This window comes from Rhizobium sp. RM, from assembly GCF_013390595.1.
GTDB lineage: Bacteria > Pseudomonadota > Alphaproteobacteria > Rhizobiales > Rhizobiaceae > Agrobacterium.
In genome coordinates this window covers 77,899-98,311 of record NZ_JACAWV010000008.1, presented here as the reverse complement: position 1 = coordinate 98,311, position 20,413 = coordinate 77,899, and the positions used below count along the sequence as shown (strand labels likewise).

15 protein-coding genes are annotated in these 20,413 nt (G+C 57.3%); 9 read left to right on the top strand and 6 right to left on the bottom strand.

Annotated features, from left to right (window positions below; all coding sequences use genetic code 11):
• Positions 1-12 precede the first annotated feature (12 nt).
• A complete protein-coding gene (locus HWX89_RS09320) occupies positions 13-954 on the bottom strand; it encodes an ABC transporter substrate-binding protein (protein WP_178340685.1) in 942 nt (313 codons plus the stop codon).
• Between the two features lie 229 nt (positions 955-1,183).
• On the opposite strand from HWX89_RS09320, the gene HWX89_RS09315 reads away from it, so the two are divergent.
• Positions 1,184-1,894, top strand: a complete 711-nt coding sequence (locus tag HWX89_RS09315; RefSeq protein ID WP_138794214.1) for a YoaK family protein — start codon at positions 1,184-1,186, stop codon at positions 1,892-1,894.
• Between the two features lie 10 nt (positions 1,895-1,904).
• Here the strand turns inward: HWX89_RS09315 and HWX89_RS09310 are convergent, their stop codons facing one another.
• Complete coding sequence (locus HWX89_RS09310) at positions 1,905-2,423, bottom strand: hypothetical protein (RefSeq protein WP_138794919.1); 519 nt, start codon at positions 2,421-2,423, stop codon at positions 1,905-1,907.
• 76 nt (positions 2,424-2,499) lie between these two features.
• Between HWX89_RS09310 and HWX89_RS09305 the strand changes: the two genes are divergently transcribed.
• Positions 2,500-3,135 (top strand): trimeric intracellular cation channel family protein, encoded by a 636-nt coding sequence (locus tag HWX89_RS09305; protein WP_138794213.1) that lies wholly within the window; start codon positions 2,500-2,502, stop codon positions 3,133-3,135.
• A 56-nt stretch (positions 3,136-3,191) separates the two neighbouring features.
• On the opposite strand, the gene irrA is transcribed toward HWX89_RS09305, so the two are convergent.
• Positions 3,192-3,611: an iron response transcriptional regulator IrrA gene (gene irrA, locus HWX89_RS09300; protein ID WP_138794212.1), complete on the bottom strand. Its 420-nt coding sequence runs from the start codon at positions 3,609-3,611 to the stop codon at positions 3,192-3,194.
• Between the two features lie 305 nt (positions 3,612-3,916).
• Between irrA and fabA the strand changes: the two genes are divergently transcribed.
• The 5 genes from fabA (at position 3,917) to HWX89_RS09275 (ending at position 7,930) form a co-directional block, all read left to right on the top strand.
• Positions 3,917-4,432, top strand: a complete 516-nt coding sequence (gene fabA / locus HWX89_RS09295; protein WP_138794211.1) for a 3-hydroxyacyl-[acyl-carrier-protein] dehydratase FabA — start codon at positions 3,917-3,919, stop codon at positions 4,430-4,432.
• Between the two features lie 75 nt (positions 4,433-4,507).
• On the top strand, positions 4,508-5,731 hold the full coding sequence (gene fabB, locus HWX89_RS09290) for a beta-ketoacyl-ACP synthase I (protein WP_138794210.1): 1,224 nt from the start codon (positions 4,508-4,510) through the stop codon (positions 5,729-5,731).
• A gap of 6 nt (positions 5,732-5,737) precedes the next feature.
• On the top strand, positions 5,738-6,544 hold the full coding sequence (gene fabI, locus HWX89_RS09285) for an enoyl-ACP reductase FabI (protein ID WP_138794209.1): 807 nt from the start codon (positions 5,738-5,740) through the stop codon (positions 6,542-6,544).
• A gap of 202 nt (positions 6,545-6,746) precedes the next feature.
• Positions 6,747-7,343 carry a TadE/TadG family type IV pilus assembly protein gene (locus HWX89_RS09280; RefSeq protein WP_138794208.1) on the top strand — a complete coding sequence of 199 codons (597 nt, stop codon included), beginning with the start codon at positions 6,747-6,749 and terminating at the stop codon, positions 7,341-7,343.
• Complete coding sequence (locus HWX89_RS09275; protein ID WP_138794207.1) at positions 7,340-7,930, top strand: TadE/TadG family type IV pilus assembly protein; 591 nt, start codon at positions 7,340-7,342, stop codon at positions 7,928-7,930. Before HWX89_RS09280 ends, HWX89_RS09275 begins: the two co-directional genes overlap by 4 nt.
• Positions 7,931-7,955: 25 nt before the next feature.
• Here the strand turns inward: HWX89_RS09275 and HWX89_RS09270 are convergent, their stop codons facing one another.
• From HWX89_RS09270 to HWX89_RS09260, 3 genes are all read right to left on the bottom strand, one after another.
• Complete coding sequence (locus HWX89_RS09270) at positions 7,956-9,722, bottom strand: sulfite reductase subunit alpha (RefSeq protein WP_138794206.1); 1,767 nt, start codon at positions 9,720-9,722, stop codon at positions 7,956-7,958.
• The gene (locus HWX89_RS09265; protein ID WP_138794205.1) at positions 9,719-15,223 is read right to left on the bottom strand and encodes a glutamate synthase-related protein; all 5,505 of its coding nucleotides are present in this window, start codon (positions 15,221-15,223) and stop codon (positions 9,719-9,721) included. The genes HWX89_RS09270 and HWX89_RS09265 overlap by 4 nt, the downstream gene beginning before the upstream one ends.
• Before the next feature lie 411 nt (positions 15,224-15,634).
• The gene (locus tag HWX89_RS09260; RefSeq protein ID WP_138794204.1) at positions 15,635-16,960 is read right to left on the bottom strand and encodes an MFS transporter; all 1,326 of its coding nucleotides are present in this window, start codon (positions 16,958-16,960) and stop codon (positions 15,635-15,637) included.
• 297 nt (positions 16,961-17,257) lie between these two features.
• Here HWX89_RS09260 and cyoA point away from each other — a divergent pair, with 297 nt between their 5' ends.
• Together cyoA and cyoB are read left to right on the top strand one after the other, a co-directional pair.
• Positions 17,258-18,337, top strand: coding sequence for a ubiquinol oxidase subunit II (gene cyoA / locus HWX89_RS09255; protein WP_178340683.1), 1,080 nt, complete (start codon positions 17,258-17,260; stop codon positions 18,335-18,337).
• Between the two features lie 71 nt (positions 18,338-18,408).
• Positions 18,409-20,412, top strand: a complete 2,004-nt coding sequence (gene cyoB, locus HWX89_RS09250; protein ID WP_138794203.1) for a cytochrome o ubiquinol oxidase subunit I — start codon at positions 18,409-18,411, stop codon at positions 20,410-20,412.
• Position 20,413: the final 1 nt, after the last annotated feature.

The window sequence follows — 20,413 nt, the reverse complement described above, 5'->3', positions numbered from 1 at the left end:
GATGCTGATGCTTTACTTGATGAAAGACGTATCCGCGAGGGTCGAGATATCCGGCTTCGACTTGATCACGCCGATCTCCAGCAGGAGGTCTGCCGCTTTCTCCGAGAAGGTCTTGAACTCGCCTTCGAAGAATTTCTGGTTGGCGGCCTTGTCCTGCCATTCCAGGAACTTCGCCGAACCGGCGAAGGCCTCGCCGGACTGCTTTACGTCCGCCCCCATCGTCTCATAGGACTTCTGCGGGTCGGCCTTGATGAGTTCAAGGGCCTCGAAATAGCTCTTGGCCAGCGCCTTGGCTGCTTCGGGGTTTTCCTTCAGGAAAGCCGGTGTGCATCCGAACGTATCCATCACCGCCGGATAATCGAGCGTCGTAGCAATGATCTTTCCCTGATCCGGTGCAGCGCGAACAGTGGAGAGATACGGCTCATATGTCATGGCGGCATCATTCTGACCGGCGACAAACGCCTGTGCTGCCGGACCCGGCTCAAGATTGACGACCTTGACGTCTTTCAGCGTCAGACCATTTTCCTTGAGTATCCAGGCGAGGAAGAAATAGGGAGATGTGCCAGGTGCGGATGCGGCGACAGTTTTGCCCTTGAGATCAGCGATCTTGGACACGTCGCTACGAACCACCATGCCATCGGCACCGTGCGACTTGTCCATCTGGAAGATCTGCGTGGACTTCACACCATTGGCATTCCAGGCAACCCACGTCTCAACGGTTGTTGCGGCACACTGGATATCGCCGGATGCCAATGCGAGGTGACGGCTGGCTTGCGGTATTTTCTTGATATCGACCTTGAGCCCATTCTTCTCAAAGATGCCCGCTGCCTTGGCAAGTGTCAGCGGCGCGAAACCCGTCCAGCCCGACATACCGATTGAGACAGACGTTTCCGCATGCGCGGCAGTGGACGAAAGCAGCACTACGGCTGCGGCAAACACCCGATTTTTCCTCATTATGAAGTCCCCTGTTGCTTTATTTTTGAGCGATATTTTTAAACGCCTTATTTGAGGCATGGTAGGGGTGGTTTTCTCACTTGTCTAGACAAAATAAATCACACCGAGCGTTGAGATATTGTTGCCGTATCGGCACCAGACGCCCTACAAATAAGCGCCTTCATCATTTTTCTTTGCTCATTCCGCTGACCGGGCCCAACAACCCTCTTTATCGATGTCGAGCTTTTCCATGACCAGACAGAGACGCCGCAACATCATCAGAACCAGACGTACCGGAACGGGTATTGCGCTGGTCGCCGCCATATCGTTTATCGCCGGAATGACCGACGCCGTCGGGCTTCGTATTTCCGGTGACTTCGTGTCGTTCATGACGGGCAACACAACACGGGCGGCTGTCTCAGCCGGTACCGGCGCCTATGGCCACGCTGCGAAACTGCTCCTTGCGGTTATCGCCTTCATCGCCGGCAATGCGGGCGGCATCATCATTGCGCACAGCTTCGCCCGCCGCCTGTTTGCGGTCTTGTTCGCGGTCGGCTCTCTGATCGCGATCGCCGCCTTGCTTGGCGGAGAGGACACAGCAGCCATACAGTTTTACCTGATCGTTTTTGCCATGGGCATGGTCAACGCCGCTGTCGAACACATTGAGGGCCTGCCAATCGGCCTCACCTATGTGACGGGTGCCCTTTCTCGCTTTGGCCGAGGCATTGGCCGCTTCATACTTGGCGACCGCAGCTTTGACTGGAATATCCAGATCGTGCCGTGGCTCGGTATGGTGATTGGGGCTCTCTGCGGTGCGATCCTGGGCGGCGCTCTGCAATCTGCCGCATTATGGGTTGTCACTGCGGCGATCTACGCCACGGCCGCCGCAACCCTCTTTCTTCCTCGATCACTTCGGGACCGCTACAATCAACGGGTAACGATCAAGCGCATGCCGTCTTGAGAATAGGATGTTACTTCCGTGAGATGGTAACGAACTTCGTTCCCCGTACCCGGACGGTCATGAGGCAGGGCTCCTTGTCGGTACGCTCGCAATAACGCGGATGCATTTTGAGAGCGAAGACCATGTTGCCGAAGCGCTTGACGAATTCGTAGTCATAGATCCGCGCTGTTGCGATCATCAGATATCCGCCCTCCTTCACCTGAACATAGAAGTTGTAGGGGCAACCATCCTCATCACAACTCTTGCCCTGCTCTCCGTCACAACCCAGCACACCGTGATTGACGACAGCATCCATCAAGCCATCATTGTTGATGTCGAGTCTTGTAACGAACCCCTCCCCGTATGTCGCTGCCTTGCAGGTCTGGTTGAAGTGGTCTTTCTCGTAAATTTCGGGATCGCTGACGAGTTGCTGCTGCGCCGACAATGTGACCGGAAAAATGACTAGAACCAGTGCGTGAAGGGCTGCGACAATGGTTTTCCGCACGGCATTTTCCTTTGCATTCGTTTCGGCTATGGATGTTGCAATCATCCGGTCGGCGACCTTAAAGAGCTGTGCTTGCGCGACACTGACGCGATGACGCTTTGTTTTTCGGGGGAACCAATTCATGACACTTCTCGGTTTTCTCGATTATGCCGGGGTTGCGGTCTTTGCGGCCACGGGTGCGCTTGCGGCGTCCCGCAAACAGCTCGACCTGATCGGCTTTCTGTTCTTTGCCGCAGCGACGGGTATCGGTGGCGGAACGGTTCGCGACCTCGTACTGGGGCGAGCGCCGGTTTTCTGGGTGGTCAACCCGACGTACATCCTGGTGTGCGTATCGATCGCAGTGCTGGTCTTTTTCACCGCGCATCTGCTTGAGTCACGCTATAAGCTGCTGCTCTGGCTCGATGCGGTAGGCTTGTCCGCCTATAGCGTCATGGGTGCGGCGAAGGGGTTGGCAGCAACGGGATCGGCAACCGTCGCGATCGTCACCGGCGTTTTGACGGCAACATTCGGTGGCGTTCTTCGCGATATTCTGGCGGGGGAGCCATCGGCCCTGCTGCGTCCCGAGGTCTATGTCAGCTGCGCCCTTGCGGGATCGTCAATTTTCACAGCAGCCTATTTTTTCGGCGCCCCACTCTACCTCGCATCCGGCCTCGGCCTGTTGGCGGCCTTCGGCATTCGTTCAGGCGCACTGATTTTCGGATGGACCTTCCCACCTTACAAAACCCGGCCCGGAAGACGGCCGGAAGATATTCTTTAGTAAAGCCCCATCCCAAACAAAAAAGGCGCCCGAAGGCGCCGTATTGCTTGTCTTGCTTAGCCTCGTTTGCGGCGCAGGCGGATAATCACGTCCACATGCGCGATTTCCATACCATCGGGCGCTTCGGGAAGATTGTCGATCTGAATGTTGTTGATGGGAATATCGAGAACCTCGTTTTCCCCTTCAACAAAAAAGTGGTGGTGATCGGACACGTTGGTATCGAAATAGGTTCGCGCGCCTTCTACCGCCAGAACCCGGATGAGACCGGCTTCGGTGAACTGGTGCAGCGTGTTGTAGACCGTAGCCAATGACACGGGAACGCCGGCACAGACCGCCTCATCGTGCAATTCCTCGACGGTCAGGTGGCGATCACCCTTCGCGAAGAGAAGATCGCCCAAAGCCACGCGTTGCCGCGTCGGGCGCAACCCACAGCGCCGCAGCCTCGTTCCGATGTCCAATGTCGCGTCAAATGCCATGCAATCCCATTCCAAACGTGGGGTTAAAACCCGGACAATTACACTAGCATATATCTTTTGCGCCCGTTGCTTTCAATAGTTTCAAAGCTTCGTAAGCGCGGCAAATGGCGGCAAACAGGGCATATTTGCAAATTTCCTCTGGTTCCGCCCTTACGCTTCCTGTATGCGGGCGCCATGTAAAGGCGGTCTTTAGCGACAAGTCATCAGGAACCAGAGTGGGTCGTTGCCCTTGCAGCGCTTCAATTTGAACCTAACTTGCTCTACAGAAGTCGATCAACACCAGTATACGGGGAAACGGAAACACCATGGCAACGAGGCAATCGAGCTACAACTACGAGGAAATCCTGGCGTGCGGTCGCGGCGAACTGTTCGGCCCCGGCAATGCACAGCTTCCTCTGCCTCCCATGCTGATGGTTCACCGCATTACCGAAATTTCCGAAACCGGCGGCGCATTCGACAAAGGCTACATCCGTGCTGAATACGATGTGCGCGAAGACGATTGGTATTTCCCCTGCCATTTCCAGGGAAACCCGATCATGCCCGGCTGCCTTGGCCTTGACGGCATGTGGCAGCTAACCGGCTTCTTCCTCGGCTGGTTGGGTGAAGAAGGCCGCGGCATGGCGCTTTCCACCGGTGAGGTGAAGTTCAAAGGCATGGTGCGCCCGCACACCAAGCTTCTGCAATACGGCATCGACTTCAAGCGCGTCATGCGCGGACGCCTTGTCCTCGGCACCGCTGATGGCTGGCTGAAGGCCGATGGCGAAACCATTTATCAGGCGACGGACCTTCGTGTAGGTTTGTCGAAGGAAAAGACCGCCTGAGACTGACAACGCCTGCCCCGGCAAGTCCGGCCAGCGTTCCCCGTCCAGCCGAAATCTTAAGAAAAGGTCCCTTTCATGAGACGAGTTGTTGTCACCGGCCTCGGTATTGTTTCCTCTATCGGCGGTGATGCCGCTGAAGTCACCGCATCGCTGCGCGACGCCAAATCCGGCATCTCCTTCTCCCCTGATTTTGCCGAGCACGGCTTCAAGTGCCAGGTGTGGGGCAAGCCGTCTCTCGATCCGACCGATCTGGTTGATCGCCGCGCAATGCGCTTCCTCTCCCAGGGTGGAGCGTGGAACCACGTTGCAATGAAGCAGGCAATCGCCGATTCCGGTCTGGAAGAAAGCGACATCAGCGGCAACGAGCGCACCGGTATCATCATGGGATCGGGCGGCCCGTCCACCCGTACGATCGTTGAAGCCGCCGACATTACACTGAAGAACACCAGCCCGAAGCGCATCGGCCCGTTCGCCGTTCCGAAAGCCATGTCTTCTACGGCTTCGGCAACGCTTGCGACCTGGTTCAAGATCCACGGTGTCAACTATTCGATCTCGTCGGCCTGCTCGACCTCGGCGCACTGCATCGGCAACGCTGCCGAAATGATCCAGTGGGGCAAGCAGGACATCATGTTTGCCGGCGGCCACGAAGATCTCGACTGGTCCATGTCGAACCTGTTCGACGCCATGGGCGCCATGTCCTCGAAGTACAATGACACGCCGGCGACCGCCTCGCGTGCCTATGACGCCAACCGTGACGGTTTCGTTATCGCCGGTGGCGCTGGTGTTCTCGTTCTGGAAGAGCTGGAGCATGCCAAGGCGCGTGGCGCCAAGATCTATGCTGAAATCGTTGGCTACGGCGCAACGTCTGACGGCTACGACATGGTTGCTCCGTCAGGCGAAGGCGCAATCCGCTGCATGCGCCAGGCGCTCTCCACCGTGAAGGGCGATGTCGACTACATCAATACGCACGGCACCTCCACGCCGGTCGGCGATAGCAAGGAAATCGGTGCTATCCGCGAAGTCTTCGGTGACAAGATCCCGCACATCCAGTCCACCAAGTCGCTGACGGGTCACTCGCTCGGCGCAGCGGGCGTGCAGGAATCCATCTATGGTCTCCTGATGATGCAGGAACGCTTCATCGGCGAGAGCGCGCACATTTCCGAACTCGACGCAGAATTCGACGGCGTTCCAATCGTTCGCAGCCGCATCGACAACGCCAAGATCGACACGATCCTTTCCAACTCCTTCGGCTTCGGCGGAACCAACGCTACGCTCGTATTCCAGCGTTATAACGGATAATTGCCCATGAATGGCATCATGCAGGGAAAACGCGGCCTCATCATGGGCGTCGCAAACAACCATTCTATTGCCTGGGGCATTTCCAAGGCTCTCGCCGCCCAAGGCGCAGAACTGGCCTTCACCTATCAGGGGGAGGCTCTCGGAAAGCGCGTCAAGCCACTCGCTGCCGAACTGGGTTCTGATTTCATCGTTCCTTGCGATGTCGAAGATATCGCTTCCGTCGACGCGCTTTTTGCGGCGATCCGCGAAAAATGGGGTTCGCTCGATTTTGTCGTTCATGCCATCGGCTTTTCCGACAAGAACGAGCTGAAGGGCCTCTACGCCGATACCACGCGCGAGAACTTCAGCCGCACGATGGTCATTTCCTGTTTCTCGTTTACGGAAATTGCCAAGCGCGCCGCTGAACTGATGACCAATGGCGGCTCGATGCTGACGCTGACCTATAACGGTTCGCAGCGTGTCATCCCGAACTACAACGTCATGGGGGTTGCCAAGGCAGCGCTTGAAGCATCCGTTCGTTATCTCGCAGCCGACTTCGGTCCACGCGACATTCGCGTCAACGCAATCTCTGCAGGTCCGGTTCGTACACTGGCAGGCGCCGGCATTTCCGACGCACGCGCCATCTATTCGTGGAACCAGAAAAATGCTCCGCTACGGCGGACGGCCGATATCGACGATATTGGCGGATCGGCGCTTTATCTGCTCTCTGGCCTGTCACGCGGTGTAACCGGCGAGTGCCACTATGTCGATTGCGGCTTCAACATCACGTCTACACCGACGCTCGAAGTTTTGTCGAAGGCTGACGCTGAATAACGGCACATTCTTCAAATCTAATATAGCAAAGCCCGGTCATGCGCCGGGCTTTATGCTTTTCATAACCATAGTAACAACGATGAACCCCGGTTAAACTGCAACTTTTCGAGGTAAGACAATTTAAACATCGGCTGGTTATGGTCTGTAATGAATTTGAGTAGCGCGGGTGTTTGCCGCATTTCATGAAGATCGACATCGCCCCATGCGACTGGCCCCTCTCACAGCATTGCTGAGAAAACTCCGTGTCTCGCGCGATGGAGCCGCGGCGATCGAGTTTGCGATCCTTGCGATCCCCTATTTTCTCGTTGTCTTCGCGATCATCGAAACCTTCATTGCATTGATGGCCGAACAGGTCATCGTCAATGCGACAGACACTATGGCAAGGCGCCTGCGCACCGGTCAGATCAGCAGTACCATTACCAAAGAGGATTTCCGCCAGAGTTTCTGCAAGGAAATTTCGATCATGATGACCTGTTCCGCAGACGAGATCAAACAGGAGCAGAAACTCTATATCGATCTGCGGTCATTCGCGACATTCAAGGATATTCCGACCACCATTGCGCTCAAAGCCAATGGTCAATATTACGATCTCGACAAAAGCCAATTCGGCTTCAAGCCAGGCGGCCCGGAAACAATCAACATGCTGCGGGTCTATTATCGCTGGCGTGTCGTGGCCGATATCATCCGCCCCTATCTGACAAAGGTCCGGCCCGCCGACGGCTCGATGCCATCACATTTCCTGATCGTGGCGACGGACGCCTACATGAATGAAAAATACATCACGAGTGGCAGCCCATGATCCGTCGCAAGGTGTCTCTCCCCACGTTGAGCAAATTTCGGCTTCCGGCGGTCTTCGCCCGATTTGCGCGAGACCGACGCGGAGTTGGCGCGGTCGAGTTCGCGATCATTTTCCCGATCCTCGTTGCCCTTTACCTTACATCCTTCGAGCTGACACTTGGCTATAGCGCGTACAAACGCGCGAGCCATGCCACTGCGACAATCAATGATCTGGTTTCAAAGAAGAGCTCCGTCGACAAAGCCTATCTTCAAACAACGAAGGACGTCACGGCGGCAATCTTCGCGCCCTACAGCACCAGCGGACTGAAGCTCAAGATCAGCGGCATCAAGATCGACGATAAAAGCCAGGCCAAAATCGCCTGGTCCTGGGATCAGGACAACCTGGCCCCCTATGCAAAGGGATCAAGCGTCACAGTACCGAAAGGGCTTGTGGCAGCGAACACCTTCCTGGTTCACGTCGAGTTTTCGCTGCCACACAATCTGCTGATGTTCATGTCGAGCCTGTCCTCGAGCGTCCAGGCATTTACCATCAAGCGCGAATATTTCTTCAAACAACGCGATCAGGAAATCACCTGCTCGGACTGCTGAGGCAGGCACCTGCCTCGGCCCCGCCTCAGTAGACGTCTCGCAGATATCGTTTTTCCCGTTTCAGGCGATTGACATAGTCACCCGCGGCTTCCGCCGAGATCCCTGCCTCGCTGGCAACGATCGCATGCAGGGCATCGTCGACGTCACGCGCCATGCGCGTTGCATCGCCGCAGACATAAAAATGCCCACCCTCTTCCAGCCATTGATAGAGCGCCTTGCCATTTTCCTTCATGCGGGTCTGGACGTAGATCTTTTCCGCCTGGTCGCGGGAAAATGCGAGATCAAGGCGTGTCAGCACGCCCGCCCTGCTCATGTCACCGAGTTCGTCTTCATAGATGAAATCCGCCTGGCGGTGCTGGTCGCCGAAGAACAGCCAGTTGCGGCCCTTCGCGCCGCGTGCCTGGCGCTCCTGAAGGAAAGCACGGAAAGGCGCAATTCCGGTGCCGGGACCAATCATGATCATCGGCGCATCGTCGTTTTGTGGAACGCGAAATGCCTTGTTCTGCGACACGAAAATACCGGCGTTCTGGTCGGCTGCCACACGATCCGCCAGATAGGTTGAGCAGACACCACCGCGATCACGCCCCTCGGCGCGATAGCGCACGCTTGCGACGGTCAGATGAACGCTGTTTCCAGCCATCAAGGGGCTCGACGATATGGAATAGGCTCGGTGCTGCAGTGGCTTCAGAAGCTTTATAAACTCCTCCACTTCGAAAAGCTGCTTGTCGCCAAGCGAGATCAGATCAAGAATATCCTTGCTCCAGAGAAACGCCGCAAGTTGCTCGCGATCACCATTCAGAAGGATATGACTCAGTTCCTCGTGGCCTGAACGTTTCGCAACCTCCGTGACGAAATCACGGGAAGGCGTCGAGATTTCGAGCGTCTTGAGAAGAAGGTCTCCAACCGGCTGGTCAAATCCAGCAACAACGGTATCGGCTGTGGCGCCAAGCTTTTCTACCAAAGCTTCGACCAGCTTCGGATTGTTGACGGGCACCACACCCAGCGCATCACCCGCCTCGTACTGAAGTCCGCTCTCACCCAGATCAAATTCGTAGTGGCGAATTTCCTTGGACGAAGACGTGCCGGAGAGATTGCGGTTGACACTCAGACGTGCCGAATAGGGGTTCTTGCGATTCCAGCCCTGTTTTGCCTTCTCAGGCGCGTCCGCTGCTGGTTCCACGGCAACGGAGACTGCACCACCTTCAATGGCAACGGCCAGTGGCAGAGTTTCGCCGATCCAGCTTGCAGCCGCATCCTCGAAATCGATATCGCAATCAAGGCGGGTCTGCATGCGCTTGCCGCCCAATTGTTCCAGCCGTGTGTCGATGAGCTTGCCCGCCTGGCAGAAGCCATCGTATCCAGTATCGCCGAGGGCCAGAACCGCGAAGTTCATGCCTTCCAGACGCGGTGCAGCCTCGGCCGACAGCGCATCCCAGAAAAGTTGCGCATTGTCCGGCATCTCGCCTTCACCATAGGTAGAGGTTACGACGATGACCCGCTTCATGGTCGCGAGGGTCTCCATCGTCACATCGTCGAGACCGGCGACCACAGGCTGTATGCCCTGTTTCCGCGCCGCTGCAGCAATATCCATCGCCAGGGCTTCGGCATTGCCGGTTTGTGTTCCGAACAGCACGTTCAGAACAGCTTGAGCAGCCTTTGGTGCAGCGGCGGAAACCGCGGCGTCCCCACTCAACGCAGTGCGCGAATGCAGACCGGCCAGAAAGCCGGCAAGCCATGCGCGCTGATCGCCATTGAACGGGGCATCTTCGGGGATATAGGGTATTTTCATCACGCTGCCCTGTTCTGGCTGGATGCAATTGCAAGGTCGGGAATGGCACGGGCGGCGAAGAGTTCTTCGTAGCCTGGCAGGCGCCCGATCTTTTCGATGTTTTTCCTGTTCTGCTGAATGATCCAGCCGTAGGTGCCGGGGCTATCCACGGACCAGATATTCCGGCGTGCCAAGGCCTGCTTGTAATCGTCCAGTCGCTTGGCAGCGATCATCACGGCAAGCTGCTCATCGGTGTGATCCGAAAGAGCGTCTCGGGCATACTTCAACAACCGCTGCATCAGCGCGTAGTCTTCGGTAAGGATCAGATTGCGTACGGCCTTCGCAATAGCAGGATCAGACGGGCCGCTGGCCATCGGTACACGCTGCATGGCAATGGCCTGCGCCATGCTCAATACCGTGTAGTTGTTGAGAAGCGCAAACATGTCTTCCGTGTCGGTTTCGCCATAACCCGGAACAGTCCCGTTCAGGACTGCCTTGCGATCACGGTAGGCCAGCTTGAACTTGCGTACCTGATGAGCAGCAAGCGCCGTCGCCAGCTCTTCCAGCAATTCCTTGCGTGGCTTTGCTTTCAGGATTTCGTCGCTGTCCTGATAAAGAAGAAGCGCACGAGGCATGCCATAGACGAAATTGTGCTTTTCGCTTTCCCAGTTTTCCAGCAACCATGCTGCCTTGGCAGAACCGGTTTCCGCCACATGCCAGGTCAAAAGGCTGTGGACAGCCTGATGATGGATGGCAGCCTGTTCGTCATCACCGGTGATCGATCCCAGCAAAATGGAATCGTGGCTGACCTTCTTTGGAAGATCACCATAGGGGTCGTACTGATAGACGAAACCACCGCTCATGCCGTTGCCGAAACCCTTGCCGAAACTTCCAAGGTTCAGCACCGCGCCATTGGTCATGTATTCGCAGGCGAAATCGCCCACGCCCTCAACAACAGCCGTTGCGCCCGAGTTACGAACAGCAAAACGGTCACCCGCCTGCCCTTCGACAAAGGTGCGGCCGCCGGTCGCGCCGAAAAGCGCAAAATTGCCGACCAGCACGTTGCCGCCTGCCTCTTCAGACCCGCCGCCCGGTGAGCGCACCACAATGGTTCCGCCGCAAGCGCTCTTGCCCACGCCGTCATTGCAGGTGCCGGTGTGCACCATCACCATGCCGTCATTGCAGAATGCGCCGAACGACTGACCGGCAGACCCCGATGTGTCGATCCGAACCGAACCGGCCTCAAGGAAGCGACGACCGCGCTCGTCCTGGCGGACAGAAGGCAAACCAGCGACCTGCTCTTCCGTCAGTTCATGGTTGAGCAGCCGTTCGATATCGATGGCAAGCTGGCCACCGACGCTCTTGTTGCAGTTGTTGAGGAAACGGTTGCCACCAAGCTCGATGGTTTCGCGCTTGCTGTCGATCAGCGCAGAGCGCACCAGTTCGACAAACGCGTCATCGAGCGCAAAGTCCTTTTCCATGTAGACCGGCTCGTCGATCATCACCTCATCGACCACAGTCAGCATGGCGCGCAGATCGAGCTGCCCGACGCTGGCGGGGTGATCGAGAAGGTGCAAGAGATCCGAACGGCCACGGGCTTCCCGCAGCGACGGCAGGCCAAGTGCCGAGAGAATCTCGCGTGTTTCATGGGCAATGTTCATCAGATATTGCGCCAGAGCTCGCGGGTCGCCGTTAAAAGCTTCCTGGTTTGTGGTCAGTCCTGCCGGGCACTTGATGTTGCAGTTCTTGGCCATGACGCATTTCAGCATCATCAGCGCTGTGGTGCCGAACTCGAAGCTGTCACCACCGAGTAGTGCCGACTTCACCACGTCGCTTGCCGTCTGATGCGCGCCGGAACAACGCAGCAGGACCTTGGCGCGCAGGCCGTTGGCGCAAAGTGCCTGATGGACTTCGGCAATGCCGATTTCCGCAGCGCGGCCCGTATATTTGAGGCTGGTCACGGCCGCAGCGCCCGTACCACCGGTGTTACCGGCGACGTTGATGACATCAGCGCCAGCCTTCGCCACACCCACCGCAATCGTGCCGATACCTTCCGAGGATACTAGCTTGACGATGACGCGAACACGCGCCGCCTTGGCATCATGAATGAGTTGAGCCAGGTCCTCGATCGAATAGGTGTCGTGGTGCGGCGGTGGCGACACCAGCTCGACCCCCGGCGTGCCGCCACGTGCAGCAGCGATCTCCACAGTCACCTTGGGCGATGGCAACTGGCCGCCCTCACCCGGCTTGGCACCCTGGCCAATCTTGATTTCGATTTCTTCCAGCATCGGATCGGCAAGATAGCCGGCCCAGACACCAAAGCGGCCAGAGGCAAACTGCTTGATGCGCGAGGCACGAATGGTGCCATAGCGGGAGATGTGCTCGCCGCCCTCACCGGAATTTGACATGCCGCCGACCATATTGGTGCCGTGCGCCACTGCCTCGTGTGCGGCAGCGACCAGCGCACCATGACTCATGGCGCCGGAAGCGAGTGTCGCCGTGATCTCGCTTGCCTTCTGGACGGAACCAAGCGGAATGCTGTCCGGCGCAGTGCGGATGAGCGACAGGTAGGCGAGCGCCTCACCCTTTGCCTGTACGGCAAGGGCACCGCTTTCCAGCCAATGACCGGAAATGTCCTGGCCGAAACGGTCAACCAGCGACTGTCCGAGAGCGGCAAGCCGCGCCAGATTATGACCCTGCGTACCGGTCAGTTGCAGACGGAACGTATCGTCATTGATACGATCGGACAGCAGGCCCCGGACCATGAAGCTATTATTGCCATGTCGCGAGAACCGCCCCATTTCACGACGAAACTCTTCGGCCGAACCTGCGAAGGTCACATCGGCCGGCAACTCCAGAACGTCGCGCAAGGCGGCGGGGCGGCGTGCTCTTTCTTCCATCATCATGCGGGCGAAGGCACGGTATCCAGGCGTGACTTCGAATTTGTCGATCGCCTCAGGGGTCAGCCGGTCGAAGCTGTTGTGGTAATAGGCAGCGTCGTTCAGGCCAAAGGCATCTTCCAGCCGGTTGAGTGGCAGAAGACGCAGCATGTCTTCATTGTCGGTTCCGTTGTCAAAACCGATCTTTTCTTCCGTCATGTCAACGAAACCACGAACGGCAGTGGTGCCGTATGAGTGACCCGCACCTTCGGCACGCTCCTTGAAGAGACCGAGCAGCGGGATATCGTTTTCACTCTTCACCGTCAGCGCCTTTTTGTGCCAGTCGGCAACGGCCTGTGCGATAACAGCGAAATTGACACCGCCAACAGGCGTCTTCACGTTGGGGAAATAGCGCTTCAGCACCGGGTCTTCGGTATCAAGGAAGTTTGGCTCGAAGAATTCGCCACCGATGTAACTTTCCGCCGTGCAAAGTCCGACCTTGCCCATTGTTTTCATCAGAGACTTTTCCGCCGCCTTGGCGAAACGCTTGAACGCCTTGTCGGCCTCCCCGCCAAACTTTTCTTCGGCGCGGAACTGCACGCCGAGCGGATAGACGGCGGAAGCACCGAAGCCGAGGGCTGCAGCGATGTGATGCGATGACGAAAACTGACCGCTCTCGACAATCAGCGAGACGCGTAGGCGCAACCCTTCCTCGATCATTTTCTGATTGATGGCCGAAACGACCATGATCATTGGCAGGGCCGCACGGTCTGCCGCTACATGACGGTCGGTCACGACAGCGATACCACCTTCTGCTGCAGCAAAACCTGCAATCTCGTTGCAAAGGCCATCAATCGCCTGCTTCAGCGCGGCTTCATTCGCCCGCGCTTCGGTGAAGACCGGCGTATAAAGCATCTCGAAACGCCGAACCGGCGTTTCTTCCTGTTCACGAATACGCAGCATATCGAGATGCGTCAGGATCGGAGAACGGACGACGATCTGGCGTGCTGTCTTTGCACCGCTGTTCGGCTTGGCGCCCAGCGCGACGCGCAGCGTCATGCCATCCGCCTCACGGATGCTGTCGAGCGGTGGATTGGTCACCTGCGCAAAGCGTTGAGAGAAATACTTGGCGACCCCGCCCTCCTGGTCGGACAGGGCGTTGATGGCGTTGCCGTAGCCCATCGCCGAAATCTTTTCAGCGCCGGAAGCCAGCATCGGGTCCATCAGGAACTTGAAGCTTTCCTGATTGTGGGAATAGGCGACGTAACGCTGGTGGCGCTCCAGATCACCATTATAACGCAGCGGCGAACCCTGCTTTTCTGCGGGAACTTCCGGCAATTCCTCGAGCATGACACGCGCCTGCCGCAGCAAGGACGTGTAATCCCGACGAGAGGCCAGCATCTCGAGCGCTTCCACCGTCGACCAGGCACGACCCTCGGCATGATCATAATAGAGCATGCCGCCCGCCTCGATACGGCCACGACGGATGACGCTTTCCGCAGGGAACGCGATCTGACCTGCTTCGGACATCACACAGAGGTAATCCTCCGTCTCCACCGTCCGGAGCGGCCGCAAACCAAGCCGGTCAAGGCGGGCGCCGATGATGGTGCCATCACCAAAGATCAGCGCTGCCGGACCATCGTTCTTTTCTTCATAAAGCGAGAAATACTCCAGCATCGCTTTGACTGCAGATGACAGGGTCTCGTCGTTCTCCCAGGCTGGTGGCATCATCGAGACAACAGCCGTCACGAGATCGAGGCCATCTTCCATGACGCGGGCCTGCAAGGTCTGGTCAAGACGGCAGCTATCAGACTGGCCTTTCGGCCGGATGATGCTGGCATTGCGCGCCAGAGCGACTGCCGCTTCCGAAAGCCGGTTCTTCTTGTCGGTGTTCAGTTCACCGTTATGCGCCATAAACCGGAAAGGCTGAGCCATGGAAGGGTGCGGGTCGGTGTTGGTGGAGAAGCGCGTATGGAAATACATCGTGTGCACTTCGTGGCGCGGGTCCACCAGGTCACAGAAATAGGGCATGACCTCATTGGAGTTGAGGCGCCCCTTGAAAACCTGCGTGCGAGCGCTCAGCGACAGTGGGTAAAAACCTGCCAGCTCCGGCACCGTGTAGGCAACCGCTTCGATCGCCAGCAACGCCTTGTGGATGCGCCAATCGAACTCGCCGAGGCTTTTACAGTCTGCCGGCGCCGAAAACACCCATTGGCGGATAGGCAATTGATAACGCACTGCGGCGGGGCGTATCGCCGAATTGTCGACGGGAACATCGCGGACCAGCAACACGGAAAAGCCCTGTTCGGCCAATGCGTCACCGATGATGCCGATGGCACGCTCATGAAATGCCGGGTTTTGCGGCAGGAAGAAGTTGCCGACACCAAAGCGACCTGCAGCAAGCGTCTGATTGTCCGTCAGCGTCCGAAAGAAGGAAAGAGACAGATCCACCGAGATGCCGGCGCCGTCCCCCACACCTTCCGCCGACATGCCGCCGCGATGCGGCACCGCACAGAGCGCTTCATGACCACGCTTGAGGACGTCATGCGTTTGAACTGCGTCCTTGCGCGTAATGAAACCAACGCCACAGCTGCTTTTTTCAAAAGCTGCATCGTAAAGGCCGGTGCTCTGCTCAGTCGTTGTCACGGACGTCTCCTCTCGTTGCGCATTCCTCTGCGTCGTCGCCCTTTTCCCCCCAAAAGTGCTGCTGACACAGCCATCCACTCTGCGGGCGGAGCCGCAGGCGACCTGGCTGCTCCTCTTGGTTTTCTGCTTAGCGGCGTTTGATAATGCGAACGGTCACAATGCGAGCGCCAATCAGCGCGGCGGCCGATGCCGCTTTGTCGCAAATAATCGTTTTCGTCGTTCGCATCGCCATTCCTGATGACTATTTAACGGCGTCAAGGCGCCAAATTACGTCAGTATTGCTTACATAATATTTCATGATGCATGTAGTCAAGATTAAAATGACCCTGGCGCAATAAAAAAACAAATACGCCGCGAAATCCGACAGGATTCCACGGCGCTTGCGCTGAAGATATTTTTAAATTGCCCTGGCTACTCCGATGGCATGTCCAGGGTGCGGCTGAAAAGCAGCGCCACGAGGGTACAGATCGCGCCTGACAGCAGGTAAAGCCCCACTGCAAAGAGACCGAATTTGGACGAAAATCCCAGAGCGACGAGTGGCGCGAAGCCGGCGCCGATGAGCCAGGAAATATCGGAGGTCAGAGATGCGCCCGTATAGCGGTATTCACGGCTGAACCGGGATGCCAGAGCCCCGCCCGCCTGGCCGAAAGAAAGACCGAGAAGCGAGAAACCGATCAGTACGAAGAGGTACCGGCCGATATCACCTGCGCCAAGCAATACCGGCGCGATGAAACTGAAGATACCGATCAGCACCGCCGCGATACCCAAAAGCTTGCGGCGACCGATGCGATCCGCGAGGACACCCGAAAGCACAATCATGCCGCCACCGATAATGGCGCTGACGAATTGCACAAACAGGAAGTCCGACAGTCGCTGATTTGTGTTGAGCGTCACCCAGCTAATCGGGAAAACCGTGACCAGGTGGAACAGCGCGAAGCTTGCCAGCGGCACGAAAGCACCGGTGAAAACGACGCGTGACTGGTTGCGCAACATTTCGAACATCGGCTTCGGTTCAAGTTCATGCTGCTCGAGCATGGCCTGGAATTCAGGTGTAACAATCATGCGAAGACGCGCAAACAGCGCCAATACATTGAGTGCAAGCGCCACAAAGAACGGGAAACGCCAGCCCCACGCCAGGAATTCCGGGGTGGAAAGCTGCGTCACGAAGATGATGAAGAATGCGCTGGCGAGGCCGAAGCCCATGGCCGCACCAATCTGCGGCATCATTGCGTACCATCCGCGCTGCTTGGCCGGCGCATTCATTGCCAGCAACGATACCAGCCCGTCCCACGCACCGCCAAGACCGAGACCCTGACCGAAACGGAAGACTGCCAGCAAGACGGGCGCGATAATGCCCGCTTCCGCGAAAGAGGGAAGGAAGCTGATCGCCATGGTGGAACCACAGAGCGTGAACAGCGCGGCTGTCAACTTGACGGCACGGCCAAACTTTCGATCGATCTGCAGGAAAACGAGGGAGCCGATCGGCCTTGCGATAAAGGCCAGTGAAAAGACCGCGAAGGAATAGAGGGTTGCCGTCAGCGGGTCCGCAAAAGAGAAAAACACGTACGGAAAGACGAGTGCAGATGCGAGAGCATAAACGAAGAAGTCGAAAAACTCGGTCATCCGCGCCAGAATGACTGCGATTGTGATGCGATCCGGATCAACGGCAACAGGCGCGGTCTGTCCGTGTGATCCATTCGGCCCATTATAGGATGAGGCCGTATCGATATAACTCATGATATTCCCTCCTGCGTATCGCGAACTATGTCGGTAACGCCAACGGCTCCTCTTCCGTTCACGTTACATGCGACGGATTGTCACACAGGGGTTGAAGGCCGTCAAACAGAATCCCCCAAGAGGGCTTGCCCCAATAGGGCTCTATGCGATAATCCCCCCGACATCCGCGTCCGAAAGGGTTCCATGCTTTTCTTGCTGCGCCGCGAAAAATCGCTGCGCCGCGACAAAATTACGCATTTATTAAATGACGTTTGGCAACTAACCCCGACACACAATGAAATAATCGAGTTTAAGAACGTGCGCACGATCAAGAAATTCTCCACGGCCCTTGGGGGCCTGTCGTCGCTGCTGCTGCTCAGCGGCTGTAACCTCGTCGTGATGAACCCTTCGGGGGATGTCGCCCGCCAGCAGGCCGACCTCATCATCACGTCCACCGTTCTGATGTTGCTGATCATCGTTCCGGTTCTGGCACTGACGCTGTTTTTCGCGTGGAAATACCGCGAGTCAGCCAAGTCCACGGATTACGATCCTGAGTGGCATCATTCGACACGTCTGGAAATGATCATCTGGTCTGCCCCTGTCGCCATCATTCTGATGCTCGGCACCGTGACCTGGATCGCGACCCACCGTCTCGACCCTTATCGCCCGATCGACCGCATCGACGAAAACCGTCAGGTCACGGCAGAGGTCAAGCCGATCACCGTTGAAGTGGTGGCAATGGACTGGAAGTGGCTGTTCTTCTATCCGGAACTCGGCATCGGCAGCGTCAACGAGTTCGCAGCCCCGGTTGATGTTCCGATCAACTTCAAGATCACCGGCACAACGGCGATGAACTCGTTCTTCGTTCCGGCTCTGGCTGGCCAGATCTACGCCATGGGCGGCATGCAGACCAAGCTGCACGCAGTGATCAACAAGGAAGGCGTTTATGACGGCTTTTCTGCCAACTTCTCCGGCCCGGGCTTCTCGCACATGCGCTTCAAGTTCCATGGTCTGAGCCAGCAAGGCTTCGACCAGTGGGTCGCCAAGATCAAGGATGGCGGCAAGCCATTCGGCCGCATGGAGTATCTGGACTTCGCCAAGCCTTCCGAGCGCGAGCCTGTGCAGTACTTCGCCAATGTCGATCCGGAACTTTACGACGCGATCCTCAACCGCTGCGTCGAACCGAACAAGCTCTGCATGCGCGACATGATGCACATCGACGCCAATGGCGGCGGTGGCAAGGAAGGCATCGATATCGCCAAGGCACTGAATTCCGTGGTCTGCACCCCGCTGTCGCCTTACGGCGTGGCGAGTGGCCCACAATCCACTCCGGCTGTCATCTCGGGTCAGACTTTCGAACCCGCTGCACTGCCGGAAACGAAACAAGTCGCTGGCTGACGAAACGTCCCGGCTTTCTGCGGCGCGGCTTGTCCGCGCCGAATTTACGTTTTTGAATCCAAGAGGCTAAAATGGTCGTCAACTCCGATCAAACGTCGTTCCTATTCGGGCGACTAACCTGGGAGTCCATCCCGCTTCACGAGCCCATCCTGATCGTCACATTTGCGGCAGTGGTGCTGGGCGGTCTTGCCGTCGTTGGCGCCCTTACCTACTTCCGCCTGTGGGGCTATCTCTGGAAGGAATGGTTCACGAGCATCGATCACAAGAAGATCGGTATCATGTACATCATTCTGGCTCTGATCATGCTGCTGCGCGGCTTTGCCGACGCGCTCATGATGCGTCTCCAGCAGGCAATTGCCTCTGGCGGATCGGAAGGCTATCTGCCGCCTCACCACTACGACCAGATTTTCACCGCTCACGGCGTGATCATGATCTTCTTCATGGCAATGCCGATGATCACGGGTCTGATGAACTACGTCATTCCGCTCCAGATCGGTGCACGTGACGTTTCCTTCCCGTTCCTCAACAACTTCTCGTTCTGGATGACGACGGCCGGCGCGGTGATCACCATGATCTCGCTGTTCATCGGTGAATACGCCCAGACCGGCTGGCTGGCCTACCCGCCGCTTTCCGGCATTCAGGGAAGTCCGAGTGTTGGCATGGACTATTACATCTGGGGTCTGCAGATCGCCGGTGTGGGTACGACGCTATCGGGTATCAACCTGATCGTGACGATCATCAAGATGCGCGCTCCCGGCATGACCATGATGCGCCTGCCGATCTTCGTCTGGACGTCGCTGTGTTCGAACATCCTGATCGTGGCATCGTTCCCGATCCTGACCGGCACACTCGCCCTGCTCACGCTTGACCGTTACGTTGGTACGAACTTCTTCACCAACGATCTCGGCGGCAACCCGATGATGTACGTCAACCTCATCTGGATCTGGGGTCACCCGGAAGTTTACATCCTGGTTCTGCCTGCTTTCGGTATCTTCTCGGAAATCGTATCGACCTTCTCGCAGAAGCGTCTGTTCGGTTATGCCTCGATGGTTTACGCGACGGTGGTCATCACCATTCTCGCCTACGTCGTCTGGCTGCACCACTTCTTCACGATGGGTTCGGGTGCAAGCGTCAACGCCTTCTTCGGCATCACGACGATGATCATCTCGATCCCGACCGGTGCGAAGATCTTCAACTGGCTGTTCACGATGTACAAGGGCCGCATCAAGTTCGATGTCCCCATGCTGTGGGCCGTCGGCTTCATGATCACCTTCGTCATCGGCGGTATGACTGGCGTTCTGCTGGCTGTTCCTCCGGCTGACTTCGTGCTGCACAACTCGCTGTTCCTCATCGCCCACTTCCACAACACCATCATCGGCGGCGTGGTCTTCGGCGTGCTGGCCGGCATCGTCTACTGGTTCCCCAAGGCCTTCGGTTATCGCCTTGACCCGTTCTGGGGCAAGCTGTCCTTCTGGTTCTGGTTCGTCGGTTTCTACTTCGCCTTCATGCCGCTTTACGTACTCGGCCTGATGGGTGTTACCCGCCGCCTCAGCCAGTTCGAAGACACGTCGCTGCAGATTTGGTTCGTAATCGCTGCCTTCGGCGCGGGCCTCATCGCACTCGGTATTGCCAGCTTCGTCATCCAGCTTATCGTCAGCTTCCTGAAGCGCGAGCAGCTACGCGACGTCACCGGCGATCCCTACGACGGCCGTACGCTGGAATGGTCGACCTCTTCTCCGCCGCCTGCCTACAACTTCGCCTTCACGCCGGTCGTGCATGACGTCGATGCCTGGGCAGACATGAAGAAGCGCGGTGCAGAGCGTCCGCTGGAAGGCTTCATCCCCATCCACATGCCGAAGAACACCGGTGCGGGCGTCATCATCAGCGCCATCAACGTCGCGCTTGGCTTCGCTCTGGTCTGGCACATCTGGTGGCTGGCTGCATTGAGCCTGCTTGCTATCATCGCGGTCTCGATCGCCCACACCTTCAACTACAATCGCGACTATTACATTCCGGCATCGGATGTAACGGAAGTCGAAGCAGAACGTACGAAGCTGCTTGCAAATCAGGCGTAAC

Coding starts and splice junctions, on each gene's coding strand:
- fabI (WP_138794209.1), top strand. CDS start 5,738: ATGAATGGCATCATGCAGGGAAAACGCGGCCTCATCATGGGCGTCGCA.
- cyoB (WP_138794203.1), top strand. CDS start 18,409: ATGGTCGTCAACTCCGATCAAACGTCGTTCCTATTCGGGCGACTAACC.
- fabA (WP_138794211.1), top strand. CDS start 3,917: ATGGCAACGAGGCAATCGAGCTACAACTACGAGGAAATCCTGGCGTGC.
- irrA (WP_138794212.1), bottom strand. CDS start 3,611: ATGGCATTTGACGCGACATTGGACATCGGAACGAGGCTGCGGCGCTGT.
- HWX89_RS09260 (WP_138794204.1), bottom strand. CDS start 16,960: ATGAGTTATATCGATACGGCCTCATCCTATAATGGGCCGAATGGATCA.
- HWX89_RS09320 (WP_178340685.1), bottom strand. CDS start 954: ATGAGGAAAAATCGGGTGTTTGCCGCAGCCGTAGTGCTGCTTTCGTCC.
- fabB (WP_138794210.1), top strand. CDS start 4,508: ATGAGACGAGTTGTTGTCACCGGCCTCGGTATTGTTTCCTCTATCGGC.
- HWX89_RS09310 (WP_138794919.1), bottom strand. CDS start 2,423: ATGATTGCAACATCCATAGCCGAAACGAATGCAAAGGAAAATGCCGTG.
- HWX89_RS09280 (WP_138794208.1), top strand. CDS start 6,747: ATGCGACTGGCCCCTCTCACAGCATTGCTGAGAAAACTCCGTGTCTCG.
- HWX89_RS09315 (WP_138794214.1), top strand. CDS start 1,184: ATGACCAGACAGAGACGCCGCAACATCATCAGAACCAGACGTACCGGA.
- HWX89_RS09305 (WP_138794213.1), top strand. CDS start 2,500: ATGACACTTCTCGGTTTTCTCGATTATGCCGGGGTTGCGGTCTTTGCG.
- HWX89_RS09275 (WP_138794207.1), top strand. CDS start 7,340: ATGATCCGTCGCAAGGTGTCTCTCCCCACGTTGAGCAAATTTCGGCTT.